This is a genomic window from Rhodovulum strictum (assembly GCF_009649175.1).
GTDB classification, from domain to species: Bacteria; Pseudomonadota; Alphaproteobacteria; order Rhodobacterales; family Rhodobacteraceae; genus Rhodovulum; species Rhodovulum strictum.
Window position 1 is genome coordinate 1 of record NZ_WJPO01000008.1, and the last position, 14636, is coordinate 14636.

Below are 14636 nucleotides of genomic sequence, written 5' to 3' on the forward strand. Positions count from 1 at the left end.
GGGCCCTCAGGACGCCCTCGACCCGCCCGAAAGCAGCACCTTGGCTCCAATGTCAGCCGGCCGGTGAATATCGCGGGATTACCATTCCGCCCCTCTTTTCGGCACAGCCTTGATTTGTTCGGCACAGTATAGCCGACCGAATTGGCTGCACAAAACTTCACTTGATTTCGAATCGATTCGTCCCTCATCCTCCGTACTCGTGACGGCAGACGACCTGGACGACCGCTCCTCTCCAAGGGGCAGCCGGAAGACTGGAAGACCTGGCTGTGACCCGCCGCACCGCAATCCCGCGGGCGCGGAACCGAAGACGGAGAGGTTGACGATGCCCACCGGCACCGTGAAATGGTTCAATACGACAAAAGGCTACGGCTTCATTGCGCCGGATGACGGCGGCAAGGATATTTTCGTGCATATCTCGGCGGTCGAACGCGCCGGGTTGACCGGGCTGGCCGACAACCAGAAGGTCGCCTTTGAAATGATCGAGGGGCGCGACGGGCGCAAATCGGCGGGCGATCTCAGGATCATCTGAGCCCAGGCAACCGAATACCCGACAGTGCCTTTGGGCGGCGCGCTCAGACCGTGCCGCCAGCATCCAGCCTGTCCAGAACGGCCTGCGCCCCGGAAAGGATCTCGGCCCGGCGCGCGGGCGACATCCGGTCCCATGTGCGGTAGATCGGCCCCATGCGCGGGTTCGCGGCAAAGCGGTCGCGGTGGCGATCCAGGAAATGCCAGTAAAGCAGGTTGAACGGGCAGGCCCCCTGCCCCGTCTTCTGGCGGACATCATAGGCGCAGGACCGGCAGTAATCCGACATCCGGTCGATATAGGCCCCGGACGAGACATAGGGCTTGGACGCGACGATGCCGCCATCGGCGAACTGGCTCATGCCGATGGTATTGGGCGCCTCGACCCATTCGCAGGCATCGGCATAAACCGCCAGATACCATTCATGCAGCGCGCCCGGGTCGATGCCTGCCAGCAGCGCGAAATTGCCGGTCAGCATCAGCCGCTGGATATGGTGGGCATAGGCGTCTTCCCGGATCTGGGCGATGGCCTGGGCGATGCAATTCATCTGCGTCCCGGCGCCCCAGTAGAGCGCGGGCAGCGGGCGGGTGTGGGTCAGGGCGTTGCGGGTGGGATAGTCGGGGCCTTCGCGGAAATAGATGCCGCGGACGAATTCGCGCCAGCCGAGGATCTGGCGGATGAACCCCTCGACTGCGTTGAGCGGCGCCCGGCCCGCGCGGTATTCGGCCTCGGCCCGGCGGCAGATGTCCAGCGGGTCCAGCAGCCCGGCATTCAGATAGGGCGAGAGGAAAGCGTGGTTGAGGAACCGGTCGCCCGTCAGCATCGCGTCCTGCGTGTCGCCGAAGCCCGGCAGGGCATTTGTCAGGAAATGCGCAAGGGCGGCTTCGGCCTGGTCGGCATCGGTGGCGAACCAGAACGGGCGCAATTGGCCGAAATTGTCGGCAAAGCGGGTTTCGACGAGGGTCAGCACCTCCTGCACGATGTCGTCGGGGTCGAAGCGCAGGGGGCCGTGGCGGAACAGGTCGGGGGCGGCGGGCTTGCGGTTCTCGGCATCGTAGTTCCACTTTCCGCCCGCGGGGGCGCCGCCCTCCATCAGGAGGCCGGTCTTGCGGCGCATCTCGCGGTAGAAATATTCCATGCGCAGGGATTTGCGCCCCGCGGCCCAGGCATCGAATTCGGCATGGCTGGCGATGAAGCGGTCGTCGGGCAGTTGGTGCAGCGTCAGCGGCAGATCGGCCAGCGCCGCGATCAGCCGCCATTCGCCGGGCTCGGTGGCCAGCACCTCGCGGGCGCCTTCGGCGGCGGCGTGGCGCAAAAGCTCGCCCGGGATCGACTGGGTGTTGTCGGGATCGTCCAGCCGCGTATAGGCGACGCGCCAGCCTGCGGCACTCAGCCGGGCGGCGAATTTGCGCATGGCGGCGAAGAAGAAGGCGATCTTTTTCGGGTGGTGGCGGACATAGGACGCCTCGGCCATGACTTCGGCCATCACGACAAGATCGCGCGCCTTGTCGGCCGCCCGCAGCGCCGATAGGCCGGGCGAAAGCTGGTCGCCGAGCACCAGGACAAGGCGGGTCACCACGGCACGCGGGCGCCGGACCAGTCGAAGAACCCGCCCGTGGCGCGGGCGTCGAGCCGGGCGATCACGGCCAGCAGGTTGGCCGCGGCCTGATCGGGCGGCACGGTCGGGTGGCGGGCGGCATGCGCGGCGGTGAAGGGTGTGGCGACGGTGCCGGGATGAAGGGCTGCGCAGATCGCACGGGGATGGGTGCGGGAAAGTTCGATGGCCGCGGTGCGCAACCCCTGGTTCAGCGCGGCCTTGGCCATGCGATAGGAATACCACCCCCCCAGCCGGTTGTCGCCGATGGAACCGACCCGGGCCGACAGCGCGGCAAAGACCGCGCGCCGGTCACGCGGCATCAGGCGCAGGCCATGTTTCAGCACCAGAAGCGGGCCCGCGGCATTGACGGCAAACTGGTGGGCCAGCGCATTGGGGGTCAGCGACTTCAGCGCCTTTTCGGGCGGCTGGCCTGCGCCGTTCAGCACGCCGGTTGCGACAAGGATCAGGTCGAACGGACCGGTCAGCGCGCCAAGGCAGCGGGCGATGCTGGCCTCGTCGGTGACGTCCAGCCCATGGTCGCGCCGCGACAGGGCCGTGACCGATACGCCCCGGCCGGCAAGTGTCGCGCAAAGGGCGGCGCCGATCCCGCCCGACGCGCCTATGACCAGGGCCCGTTCCATCGCGGCGAAGCTAGGGCAGCGGCGGGCGGGCGCAAGGCCCGGCGATTCCGCTTTCCTTTGGCGTTTGCATGCCTATACTGCGCTTCATGGAACATCAGGCCCATATCCTTGCCGCCGCCCGCGCCCCGCGCGCGCTGCCGCTTGGCCTGCTGCTGCTTCTTAGCCGCCTCTGAGCGTGCCGTCCCGGCGCGACCGCTCAGAGGATCCCGTTCCGCGCCACGACCCTTTCGGCTAAGACCAACACGAGAGTTCACACCATGACCTACCAGACCGAACAGGACCGCGTCCTGATATTCGACACGACCTTGCGCGATGGCGAACAAAGCCCCGGCGCGACCATGACCCATGACGAGAAGCTGGAAATCGCCGCGATGCTTGACGAGATGGGCGTCGACATCATCGAGGCGGGCTTTCCCATCGCGTCCGAGGGCGATTTCGAGGCGGTGCGCGACATCGCCAAACAATCGCGCAACGCGGTGATCTGCGGGCTGGCGCGCGCCAATTTCGCCGATATCGACCGCGCCTGGGAAGCGGTGAGCCATGCGAAACGGCCGCGCATCCATACCTTTATCGGCACCTCGCCCCTGCATCGCGACATCACCAAGCTGACGCAGGACGAGATGGTGGAGAAGATCGCCGCGACCGTGACCCATGCCCGCAACCTGTGCGACAACGTGCAATGGTCGCCGATGGACGCGACGCGGACCGAACGCGATTATCTGTGCCGGGTGGTCGAGACCGCGATCAAATGCGGGGCCACGACGATCAACATCCCCGATACCGTGGGCTATACCGCGCCGCGCGAAAGTGCGGACCTGATCGCGATGCTGCTGGAGCGTGTGCCCGGCGCGGATCAGGTGATCTTTGCCACGCATTGCCACAACGATCTGGGCATGGCGACGGCGAATGCGCTGGCCGCGGTCGCGGCGGGCGCGCGGCAGATCGAATGCACGATCAACGGGCTGGGCGAACGCGCGGGCAATACCGCGCTGGAAGAAGTCGTGATGGCGCTGAAGGTCCGCAATGACATCATGCCGTTCCGCACCGGCATCGACACGCGGCGGATCATGGCGATCTCGCGCAAGGTCGCGACCGTGTCGGGTTTCCCGGTGCAGTACAACAAGGCCATCGTCGGCAAGAACGCCTTTGCCCATGAATCGGGCATCCATCAGGATGGCGTGCTGAAGAATGCCGAGACCTTCGAGATCATGCGCCCCGAGGATATCGGGCTGAACGCCACCAATCTGGTGATGGGCAAGCATTCGGGCCGGGCGGCGCTGCGCGCGAAGCTGAAGGAGTTGGGCTTCGATCTGGGCGACAACCAGTTGAACGACGTCTTCGTGCGGTTCAAGGCGCTCGCCGACCGCAAGAAGGAGGTCTATGACGACGACCTGATCGCGCTGATGCGCGACAGCGAGGCCGATCTGGACCATGACCGCATCCAGGTGAAATTCCTGCGGGTGATCTGCGGCACCGAGGCGCCGCAATCGGCCGACCTGATCCTGTCGATCGACGGGGTGGAACAGCGGGTGACGGCGCAGGGCGACGGGCCGGTGGATGCCACCTTTGCCGCCGTCAAGGCGCTGGTGCCGCATCACGCGCATCTTGAGCTGTTCCAGGTCCATGCGGTCACCGGCGGCACCGATGCGCAGGCCACCGTCAGCGTGCGCCTGCAGGAGGATGGCCATATCGCGACCGGGCAGGCCTCGGATACCGATACGGTGGTGGCCAGCGCCAAGGCCTATGTGAACGCCCTGAATCGCCTGGCGGTGCGGCGCGAAAAGACCCGGCCGGACGAGGCGAAGGCGGCGGTCTGAGTCGGATCCCGTTGCCCCGGGGCGGGGTGCTGCACCCTGCCCCGGGATAGCGGATATCGGAAAACTGCAAGTCCCGACCGGGGTTTTCCGTGACCTGACCGGGGCAAATGTTCGAATGATCCAAGCGGCGGAAATGTGCCGGCGCGCCCGGCAATGCGCCCTTTACCGGCGCGGGGCCGAAAGCCTATAAGGTGCGCGGCCCGCCGGACGGAATCGCGGGCCGTTTCCTCTTTCCTCAGGTGGTCCCGCAGATGGCAAGTTTTGGCGGTATGTTCTCGTCGGATATGGCGATCGACCTCGGCACGGCGAACACGCTGGTCTATGTCAAGGGACGCGGCATCATCCTGAACGAGCCCTCGGTGGTGGCCTATCACGTCAAGGACGGGCGCAAGCAGGTGCTGGCCGTGGGCGAGGATGCCAAGCTGATGCTGGGTCGGACGCCGGGCAGCATCGAGGCGATCCGGCCGATGCGCGAGGGCGTGATCGCGGATTTCGACGTGGCCGAGGAGATGATCAAGTTCTTCATCCGCAAGGTCCACAAGCGCACCACCTTTACCAAGCCCAAGATCATCGTCTGCGTGCCCCATGGCGCGACCCCGGTCGAAAAACGCGCGATCCGGCAATCGGTGCTGTCGGCGGGCGCGCGGCGCGCGGGGCTGATCGCGGAGCCCATCGCGGCGGCCATCGGGGCGGGCATGCCGATCACCGATCCGACCGGGTCTATGGTGGTCGATATCGGCGGCGGCACGACCGAGGTGGCGGTGCTGTCGCTTGGCGACATCGTCTATGCGCGCTCGGTCCGGGTGGGCGGCGACCGGATGGATGACGGCATCATCAACTACCTGCGCCGCCAGCAGAACATCCTGATCGGCGAGGCCACGGCAGAGCGGATCAAGACCTCGATCGGTTCGGCGCGGATGCCCGATGACGGGCGCGGCGCCTCGATGCTGATCCGCGGGCGCGACCTGCTGAACGGCGTGCCGAAGGAAATCGAGATCAACCAGGCCCAGATCGCCGAGGCGCTGGCCGAGCCGGTGCAGCAGATCTGCGAAGCCGTGATGACCGCGCTGGAGGCGACCCCGCCCGATCTGGCCGCCGATATCGTGGACCGCGGCGTGATGCTGACGGGGGGCGGTGCGCTGCTGGGCGAGCTGGACCTGGCGCTGCGCGAGCAGACGGGGCTGGCGATCTCGGTGGCCGACGAGTCACTGAATTGTGTGGCGCTGGGCACCGGCAAGGCGCTGGAATATGAAAAACAGCTTCGGCATGTGATAGACTACGAAAGCTGAGACACCGCTGAGCCCCGGGGCGGGCCGCGCGCGCCGCAAGCGAGGCAGACTTGGCCGCAGACCGCAATTCGCAGCTTGATTATGCCCGCCCGATCCGGCGCATCCTGATCGGCGGCACCGTTTTCCTGCTGATGGCGCTGTTCGTGCTGTGGCGGATCGACAGCCCGCGGGTCGAGCGGTTTCGCGCCGCGCTGGTCGATGCGGTCGTGCCCGGTTTCGAATGGGCGCTGGTGCCGGTGACCAAGACCGCACGGCTGATCGAGGGGTTCCAGTCCTATGCGCGGCTGGCCGAGCAGAACCAGGAATTGCGCCGCGAACTGCGCCAGATGATGGCCTGGAAAGAGGCCGCGCTTCAGCTTGAGCAGGAGAACGCCAAGCTTCTGGACCTGAACAAGGTGCGTCTGGACCCGCGGCTGACCCATGTCACCGGCGTCGTTCTGGCGGATTCGGGCTCGCCCTTCCGGCAGTCGGTGCTGTTGAACGTGGGGGCGCGCGACGGCATCGTGGATGGCTGGGCGACGACCGACGGGCTGGGGCTGGTGGGCCGGATCTCGGGGCTGGGCAAGACCACATCGCGGGTGATCCTGTTGACGGATTCGAACAGCCGCATCCCGGTGACGATCCAGCCATCGGGGCAGCGCGCGATGCTGACCGGCGACAATTCGGCCGCGCCGCTTCTGGAGTTCGTCGAGGATCCGGCGCAGGTGCGGCCCGGCGACCGGGTGGTGTCGTCGGGCGATGGCGGCCTGTTCCCCGCCGGGCTTCTGGTCGGGCATGTGGCGCTGGGGCGCGACCAGCGTCTGCGGACGCGGATGGCGGCGGAATATGACCGGCTGGAATTCCTGCGCGTGCTGCGCAGCCATGCGGGCGAGGTGATCCGCGACCCCGGCGGGCTGGTGGCGCCCGCCCCGTTCGGCCCGGCGCCAGACGCGACGACCGCAGCAGAGGATCAGGGCAATGATTGATCCGCTGACGCTGGATCGCGGGGTCTATCGGCTGATCTATGTCGCGGCGGCGGTCGCGATCGTCTTTGTCCAGATCCTGCCGCTAGAGACACGGGCCGACATCCTGCCCGGCCCGGAATGGATGTTGTGCCTGACCTTTGCCTGGCTTCAGCGGCGGCCCGATTACCTGCCGCCCTGGCTGATCGCGCTGGTCTTCCTGATGCTGGACATGCTGCTGATGCGCCCGCCGGGGCTGATGACGGCCTTGGCGCTGATGGGGGCCGAGTTCCTGCGCGCCCGCCAGCAGGTTTCGGTCGAGACGCCGTTCGGGCCGGAATGGCTGCTGACCGGCGGCACCATCGGCGGCATCTTTCTGGGCTATTGGGCGATGCTGGCGCTGTTCGGCGTGCCCGAGGTGCGGTTCGGGCTACTGGCGGTGCAGGCGGTGCTGACGGTGCTGGCCTATCCGCTGGTGGCGCTGGCCTCGCGCTATCTGTTCGGGGTGCGCCGGGTGACGCCGGGCGAACTGGATCCGCGGGGGCTGGCGCGATGAAACGTTCGTCCAGGGACAATGACGAAAGCGGCCGGCGGATCAGCCGGCGCATGATGGTTCTGGGCGGGGCGCAGGCGGTGATGGCGGTCGCGCTGGCGCTGCGGATGCGGCATCTTCAGGTCACCGAGGCCGACACCTACCGGATGCTGGCCGAGGAAAACCGCATCAATATCCGCCTGATCCCGCCGATCCGCGGGATGGTCTATGACCGCGCGGGCCATGTCGTGGCCGAGAACGAACAGAATTACCGCATCGTCGTGGTGCGCGAGGATGCCGGCGATGTCGAGGAGACGCTGGCGCGGCTGACCCGGCTGGTGCCGCTGGACGAGGAAACGATCGAACGCGCGATGCGCGAGATCAACCGCCACAGCCCCTTTGTGCCGGTCACGGTGGCCGACCGGCTGCATTGGGACGACGTGGCGCGCGTGGCGGTCAACGCGCCCGCGCTGCCGGGGATCAGCCCCGAGGTGGGCCTGTCGCGGCATTACCCGCTGGGCCCGGATTTCGCCCATCTGGTGGGCTATGTCGGGCCGGTCTCGGAATCCGACCTGGCGCAGATCGAGACGCCCGACCCGCTGTTGCGGATCCCGCGCTTCCAGATCGGCAAGACCGGCGTCGAGGCGAAATACGAGGACCGGCTGCGCGGCAAGGCGGGCACGCGGCGGATCGAGGTGAACGCGGCGGGCCGGGTGATCCGCGAACTGGACCGGATCGAGGGCCAGCCCGGCAGCGATCTGCAACTGACCGTCGATGCGGGCTTGCAGAATTTCGTCCAGGCGCGTCTGGGCGAGGAAAGTGCGGCCGTCGTGGTCATGGATGTCGAGCGCGGCGACCTGCTGGCGCTGGCCTCGTCGCCGAGCTTCGATCCGAACCTGTTCGTGCGCGGCATTTCGGTCGCCGATTACCGCGTGCTGACCGACACGCCCTACCGGCCGCTGTCGAACAAGACGGTGCAGGGCGCCTATCCGCCGGGCTCGACCTTCAAGATGATCACGGCGCTGGCCGCGCTGGAGGATGGCGTCATCACGCCCGAGGAAACCGTCTGGTGCCCCGGCCACCTGACGCTGGGCACGCGCCGGTTCCATTGCTGGAAGCGCGGCGGGCATGGCCATGTGAACCTGATCGCCAGCGTCGAGCAATCCTGCGACGTGTACTATTACGACATCGGCCAGCGCGTGGGCATCGACAAGATCGCCGAGATGGCGCGCAAGTTCGGTCTGGGCGAAGTCTTTGACCTGCCGCTGTCGGCGGTCGGCGCAGGGCTGGTGCCCGACCGGGCCTGGAAACGCGCGCGCCGGGGCGAGGAATGGCGGGTGGGCGACACGCTGAACGCCTCGATCGGGCAGGGCTATGTGCTGTCCACGCCGCTGCAACTGGCGGTGATGAGCGCGCGTCTGGCGACCGGGCGCGCGGTGGTGCCGCGGCTGGTCAAGTCGATCGACGGAGTCGAGCAACCCTCGGGCGCGGGCGAGCCGCTGGACGTGAACCCCGCCAACCTGGCCCGGATCCGCCGCTCGATGGATGCGGTGGTCAATTCCCGGCGCGGCACCGCCTATGGCAGCCGCGTGGTCGCCGCCGAGATGGCGATGGCGGGCAAGACCGGCACCAGCCAGGTGCGCAACATCACCGCGGCCGAGCGGGCGGCGGGTGTCTTTCGCAACGAGGATCTGCCCTGGGAGCGGCGCGACCACGCGCTGTTCGTGGCCTATGCGCCGGTCGAGACTCCGAAGATCGCGGTCTCGGTCGTGGTCGAGCATGGCGGCGGGGGCTCGGCCGCGGCCGCGCCCATCGCGCGCGACGTGACGCTGCGCGCGCTGCATGGCGATGTGCCGCCGCTATCGGCCTATCCCGACCGGCAACGCTGGGAGATCGAGGAGCGGCTGCGCAAGCTGCGCCTGCGCGACCCCGGAACGGCACCTTCGAGCGGGCGCAGCCGGGCATGAGCTATCTTGAATATACCGTCACGCGGGTTCCGACCGGGCCATCCAAGGTCCTGTACGTCAACTGGGCGCTGGTGCTGCTGCTCTGCGCGGTCGCCTCGGTCGGGTTCCTGATGCTCTACTCGGTCGCGGGCGGCAATCTGGAACGCTGGGCCGAGCCGCAGATGAAACGCTTCGCGCTGGGGCTGTTCGTCATGTTCGTGGTGGCCTTCGTGCCGATCTGGTTCTGGCGCAACATGGCGGCGCTGGCCTATGGGCTGTCGGTGCTGTTGCTGGTGGCGGTCGAACTGTTCGGCGAGGTCGGCATGGGCGCCCAGCGCTGGATCGACCTGGGCGTGATCCGGCTGCAACCGTCGGAACTGATGAAGATCGCGCTGGTGATGATGCTGGCGGCCTATTACGACTGGCTCGACATCAACAAGGTCTCGCGCCCGCTTTACGTGCTGATGCCTGCGGTGCTGATCCTGATCCCCACCGCGCTGGTGCTGAAGCAGCCCGATCTGGGCACCGCGATCCTGCTGCTGGCAGGCGGCGGGATCGTGATGTTTCTGGCGGGGGTGCATTGGCTTTACTTCGCGGTGATCCTGGGCGCAGGCGTGGGCGCGGTCAGCGCGGTGCTGTCGAGCCGCGGGACCGAGTGGCAATTGCTCAAGGATTACCAGTTCCGCCGGATCGACACCTTTCTTGACCCCGACACCGACCCGCTGGGGGCGGGCTATCACATCACCCAGTCGAAGATCGCGCTGGGCTCGGGCGGCTGGTCGGGGCGCGGCTTCATGCAGGGCACCCAGTCGCGGCTGAACTTCCTGCCGGAAAAGCACACCGATTTCATCTTTACCACGCTGGCCGAGGAATTCGGCTTTCTGGGCGCCGTGTCGCTTCTGGCGCTTTACGTGCTGATCGTGGTGTTCTGTGTCAGCGCGGCGCTGAAGAACAAGGACCGGTTCTCGTCGCTGCTGACGCTGGGGGTGGCGGCGACGTTCTTCCTGTATTTCGTGGTCAACATGTCGATGGTGATGGGCCTGATGCCGGTGGTGGGCGTGCCGCTGCCGCTGGTGTCCTATGGCGGCTCGGCGATGCTGGTGCTGATGGTGGGCTTTGGGCTGGTGCAGAGCGCGCATATCCATCGCCCGCGGGGGCGCTGATGCCGGAGATCCTGTTTTCCGCGCGCGAGGGGCTATGGGAAACCTATCGCGCGCCGCTGATGCGCGCGCTGGAGGAGGTGGGCATCGCCGCGCGGATCGTGACCGAAACCGATGCGCCCGGAACGGTCGATTACATCATCTATGCGCCGAACGAGCAGTTGCGCGATTTCACGCCCTTCACCCGCTGCCGCGCGGTGCTGAGCCTGTGGGCCGGGGTCGAGCGGATCGTGACCGACCGGACGCTGACCCAGAATCTGTGCCGGATGGTCGATCCGGGGCTGGAGGAAGGGATGGTGGAATGGGTGACGGGCCATGTGCTGCGCCATCATCTGGGGATCGACCGCCATCTGCGGCGCCGGGCGCCGATCTGGGATCCGGTGGTGCCGCCGCTGGCGCGCGAGCGGCGTGTGGCGGTGCTGGGTCTGGGCGCGCTGGGGCGGGCCTGTGCGCTGGCGCTGGCGGGGTTGCGGTTTCGCGTGGCGGGCTGGGCGCGGACGGAGCGCCGGATCGCGGGGATCGACTGTCATCATGGGGCGGACGGTCTGCGCGCGGTGCTGGAGACGGCCGAGATCGTGGTGCTGCTGCTGCCGCTGACGGCGGAGACCGAGAACCTGATGGATGCCGAGCGGTTGGGCTGGCTACCCGAGGGTGCGGTGCTGATAAATCCGGGCCGGGGCGCGCTGCTGGACGAGGCTGCGCTGATCGCGGCACTGGATGCGGGGCGGCTGGCGCATGCGACGCTGGATGTGTTCCGCACCGAACCCTTGCCGCAGGGGCATCCGTTCTGGACCCATCCCGGCGTGACGGTGACGCCGCATATCGCGGCCGAGACACGGCCCGGGACGGCGGCGCGCGTGATCGCCGAGAACATCCGGCGCGGCGAGGCGGGCGAGCCGTTCCTGCATCTGGTCGACCGCGCGCGGGGCTATTGACGGGGCTCTCCCGCCCCCGGGCCGCACGGGGCGCAGGCGCCCCGCTTGTCCGGGGTTGGGGGTGGCCGCGCGCGGGCGCGCGCGGTGCCTCCGGCGGGGGTATTTGGGCCAAGAAGAAGATCAGCGCAGGCGCGGGGGGGCGTCGGGATCGGGTTGCGGCGGGGCCGGGGCTGCGGGGGGCGTGAGGTCGATCCGGAAGCCGAGACGGGCAAGGCGGGCGGCGTCGGGGTGGCCGGCGGCAAGGAAGGCGATGTCGAGGCTGGCCTGATCGAGGCCGCTGAAGCGCAGCGCCTCGGCGGCGGCGCGGGCGAGGGCCGGCTGGGCATCGGGGACGGGGTCGAGGAAGGCGAGCAGGAGGCCATCGCTGCCGTCGTCGCGGCGCAGCCCGGCAAGGCAGGCGCAGGCGGCAAGGCCCGCGGCCGTGGCAAGGCAGCGGCCGAGCGCGGCGATGAGGGGTGCGGGCAGATCGGGCGGGGGCGTGATGGCCCCGCGGGCAAGGGCGCCCGGTTCGGGTGCGGGGGCGAGCATGTCCGCCCACCAGTCGATGGCGGAGGCGGGCAGCAATTCGCCGTCCGGGGTGCCGAGATTGATGCCAAGGCCCAGCCCCTGGCCAGCCAGCATCGCCGCCAGCGCCCGGCCGGGCAGCGCGGCATAGGGGGCGGGGGCGCCGGTGAAATCGGTCAGCCGGGCCGCATCGTCGAAGGCAAGGACGACCGGACCGGTTTCGAGCTGGAAGACATGGGGGGCGAGGCTGTCCCCTGTCGGTTCCCGGTCGAGCAGCACAAGGAGTTCGCTGGCCGCGAGCGCGCCGTACCAGCGCAGGCGCGGCGCGGGATCGTCGGGCGCGGCGGTCATGGCGCGATGCGCCAGATCGAGGGAGGTGGCGGCGGTCATGCGGGACTGTCCGGGGCGATGGCAGGGGCCGGGCCTTGGCGGGATTTCTGGATTGGGGTCAATATCTTGCCTGCCCTGTTGCGGGTTTGCCCCAGCGCTTCTACGCCGCGCCGGGGCCAAGGTCCAGCGCCGCGGCGATGCGGCGGCGCAGGTCGGGCAGCAGGTCGGTCTCGAACCAGGGATTGCGGCGGAGCCAGGCGGTGTTGCGCCAGGACGGATGCGGCAGCGGCACGATGCCGGGGGCCTGGTCGCGCCAGCCTGCGACGACCTGGGTCACCGGGCGGGCATCGCCCAGATGGCGGCGGATGGCGTAGCCGCCGACGATCAGGCGCAGCCGGACCGGACCGATCTGGTCCAGCGCCTGGCGGTGCCAGCTGTCCCAGCAGATCGGCGGCGGCGGCAGGTCGGCGCCGCGCGCATCATAGCCGGGCCAGCAGAATGCGGTGGGCAGGATCGCGATGCGGTCGAGGTCGTAGAAGATGTCGGCGTCGATCCCCATCCAGTCGCGCAGCCGGTCGCCCGAGCGGTCGAGAAAAGGCCGGCCGGAGCGGTGGACGCGCAATCCCGGGGCCTGGCCCGCGACGAGGATGCGCGCGCCGGGGCGGAACCAGACAACCGGGCGGGGCGCATGCGCGGTCACGGTCGCGGCAAAGCGGTCGCGGCAAAGCGTGCAGGCGCGGATTTGCGCGACAAGGGGCGTGGACGGATCGGGCGGCATGGCGCAAGGCTACCCGCGGCCGGGCCGCCCTGGAACGGGAATATGCGGCGTGCCCGGGACCGGCGCGGCCGGGGTCAGAACCGGTAGCCCATGCGCAGGCCGCCCCAGTGGCGGCCGTCGACATGGATCGGGGCCGAGAGATCCTTCATCAGCACGAATTCGCCGCCGCCCATGTCGCGGCGGTAGACCTGGATCAGGAAGGGCGCGGTGGAGCGGCCCGCGGTCAGGCCCACCCGGTCGTTGAAGATGCGCCGGTTCCGGCAATTCGCGGCGTTCCAGACCGGATCCCGGCCCTGCGGCTGGGAATATTTGCGATTGTGCGTCGGCAGATAGCCGTTGCGGTCGACCGCGGCGCAGAACACGATCCGCGGATCGAGGTCGAGCGCGGGTTCCTGCACCGGGGGCAGCAGGGCATCGGTCAGCCTTGTATAGGGGGCCATGACCTGCGCCGGGTCGGTGCCGGGGATGGGGGCATAGCGCTGGTCGAACAGCTCGCCCAGCGAGATGCGCCCCGAGAGGACGGCCTGTTCGAACATCCCGCCGATCCGCGTGGCGGTCTCGCGCATGAAGTCGATCAGCGGGCGGTCGGCATGGGCACCGCCCGCGAGGACCGAGTTCTGCACGACCGATTCGCCCAGCGAGACCAGCCTTTCGACCCGTTCGCGCGCCTCGTGCACACCGGCGGCGGTCTGGCCGGTGGTGTCGATCAGGGCCGCGAAGGCAGGGGCGAAGCGGTCATTGGCGCTGCCGACTTCGGCCGCGCGATCGGAAATCTCGGCAGCCGCCGCGCGCGTGGCCTGGACCGAAGTGGTCATGCGGCCGAGCACCTGATCGGTTTCCAGCGCGGCCTTGAGCACCTCGGCCGCATCGCCCGATGCCTTGCCCGCCTCGGTGCGCAACTCGCCGATGCGCTGGCGCAGGCCGGTCACGGAGTCGGTGATCGTGGCTGCGGCGCGGGCGGTCTGGCGGGACAATTCGTTGATCGCCTCGGCGACGACGGCAAAGCCGCGGCCCGCGTCGCCCGCCCGCACCGCCTCGATCTTGGCGTTGATGGCCAGGATGTTGACCTGCGCGGCGATGGAGGCAATCTCGGCATTCGAGCCGTCCACCTTCTTGAGCATGCCGGCGACATCGGCCATCCGCGAATCGACCGACTGCACCCAGCCGGCGACGTTCTGGCTGTGACGGCAACTGTCGCGCAACAGGCCGGCCGAGCCGGTCACCGCAGCCAGCGTATCTTCGGCCGCCTGTGCGACCTGATCGGCCGCGCCCTGCACCGCCTCGTTGCCTGCGGAAACGGAAAGTGCCGCCTCGCGCGCGCCGTGGATTTGCGCCAGTTGCGCATGCGCCGCCGCGTCAAGCGCATCGAGGAAGGCCGCAACCTCGACGATGTCGCGGCCCAGCGTCTCGCCGCCGCGCACGATCGCGTCGAGATGGGAATCGGGCGAGGTCTGGGCCTGTCCTGGGTCAAGGGGCATCGGGCGGTCCAATATTGCGAGGTTGGCCCACCATGGCGGCATCGCCTTGCGCTTCGGTTAACGGCGCCCGGCGGTCTGCGACATCGGTCCGCAGGCGCGGAACTTGCCCAAGGCGCGGGCAATCCCCCGAAAGCCGCCCGGCAAACGCACGATCTTCCCTTCCGG

General features: G+C 68.6%; 13 protein-coding genes. 8 read left to right on the forward strand and 5 right to left on the reverse strand.

What is annotated here, in order from left to right; genetic code table 11:
- Positions 1 to 322: 322 nt before the first annotated feature.
- The gene (locus GH815_RS07000) at positions 323 to 529 is read left to right on the forward strand and encodes a cold-shock protein (RefSeq protein WP_153748050.1); all 207 of its coding nucleotides are present in this window, start codon (positions 323 to 325) and stop codon (positions 527 to 529) included.
- A gap of 43 nt (positions 530 to 572) precedes the next feature.
- Here the strand turns inward: GH815_RS07000 and GH815_RS07005 are convergent, their stop codons facing one another.
- Positions 573 to 2102: a cryptochrome/photolyase family protein gene (locus tag GH815_RS07005; RefSeq protein ID WP_343030702.1), complete on the reverse strand. Its 1530-nt coding sequence runs from the start codon at positions 2100 to 2102 to the stop codon at positions 573 to 575.
- Entirely contained in the window at positions 2096 to 2761 is a 666-nt protein-coding gene (locus tag GH815_RS07010) for an SDR family NAD(P)-dependent oxidoreductase (protein ID WP_153748051.1), read from the reverse strand. Before GH815_RS07010 ends, GH815_RS07005 begins: the two co-directional genes overlap by 7 nt.
- A gap of 257 nt (positions 2762 to 3018) precedes the next feature.
- Here GH815_RS07010 and GH815_RS07015 point away from each other — a divergent pair, with 257 nt between their 5' ends.
- From GH815_RS07015 to GH815_RS07045, 7 genes are all read left to right on the forward strand, one after another.
- Entirely contained in the window at positions 3019 to 4578 is a 1560-nt protein-coding gene (locus tag GH815_RS07015; RefSeq protein ID WP_153748052.1) for a 2-isopropylmalate synthase, read from the forward strand.
- A 251-nt stretch (positions 4579 to 4829) separates the two neighbouring features.
- Positions 4830 to 5867, forward strand: a complete 1038-nt coding sequence (locus tag GH815_RS07020) for a rod shape-determining protein (RefSeq protein WP_153748053.1) — start codon at positions 4830 to 4832, stop codon at positions 5865 to 5867.
- 50 nt (positions 5868 to 5917) lie between these two features.
- The gene (mreC, locus tag GH815_RS07025; RefSeq protein WP_153748054.1) at positions 5918 to 6832 is read left to right on the forward strand and encodes a rod shape-determining protein MreC; all 915 of its coding nucleotides are present in this window, start codon (positions 5918 to 5920) and stop codon (positions 6830 to 6832) included.
- Complete coding sequence (locus GH815_RS07030) at positions 6825 to 7364, forward strand: rod shape-determining protein MreD (RefSeq protein WP_153748055.1); 540 nt, start codon at positions 6825 to 6827, stop codon at positions 7362 to 7364. Before mreC ends, GH815_RS07030 begins: the two co-directional genes overlap by 8 nt.
- Entirely contained in the window at positions 7361 to 9307 is a 1947-nt protein-coding gene (gene mrdA, locus GH815_RS07035) for a penicillin-binding protein 2 (protein ID WP_153748056.1), read from the forward strand. The genes GH815_RS07030 and mrdA overlap by 4 nt, the downstream gene beginning before the upstream one ends.
- Positions 9304 to 10449: a rod shape-determining protein RodA gene (gene rodA, locus GH815_RS07040; RefSeq protein ID WP_153748057.1), complete on the forward strand. Its 1146-nt coding sequence runs from the start codon at positions 9304 to 9306 to the stop codon at positions 10447 to 10449. Before mrdA ends, rodA begins: the two co-directional genes overlap by 4 nt.
- Entirely contained in the window at positions 10449 to 11381 is a 933-nt protein-coding gene (locus GH815_RS07045; RefSeq protein WP_153748058.1) for a 2-hydroxyacid dehydrogenase, read from the forward strand. The genes rodA and GH815_RS07045 overlap by 1 nt, the downstream gene beginning before the upstream one ends.
- 120 nt (positions 11382 to 11501) lie before the next feature.
- On the opposite strand, the gene GH815_RS07050 is transcribed toward GH815_RS07045, so the two are convergent.
- From GH815_RS07050 to GH815_RS07060, 3 genes are all read right to left on the reverse strand, one after another.
- The gene (locus GH815_RS07050; RefSeq protein ID WP_153748059.1) at positions 11502 to 12275 is read right to left on the reverse strand and encodes an SseB family protein; all 774 of its coding nucleotides are present in this window, start codon (positions 12273 to 12275) and stop codon (positions 11502 to 11504) included.
- Between the two features lie 100 nt (positions 12276 to 12375).
- Positions 12376 to 12993 carry a uracil-DNA glycosylase family protein gene (locus tag GH815_RS07055; RefSeq protein ID WP_153748060.1) on the reverse strand — a complete coding sequence of 206 codons (618 nt, stop codon included), beginning with the start codon at positions 12991 to 12993 and terminating at the stop codon, positions 12376 to 12378.
- A gap of 74 nt (positions 12994 to 13067) precedes the next feature.
- On the reverse strand, positions 13068 to 14471 hold the full coding sequence (locus GH815_RS07060; RefSeq protein WP_153748061.1) for a methyl-accepting chemotaxis protein: 1404 nt from the start codon (positions 14469 to 14471) through the stop codon (positions 13068 to 13070).
- Positions 14472 to 14636: the final 165 nt, after the last annotated feature.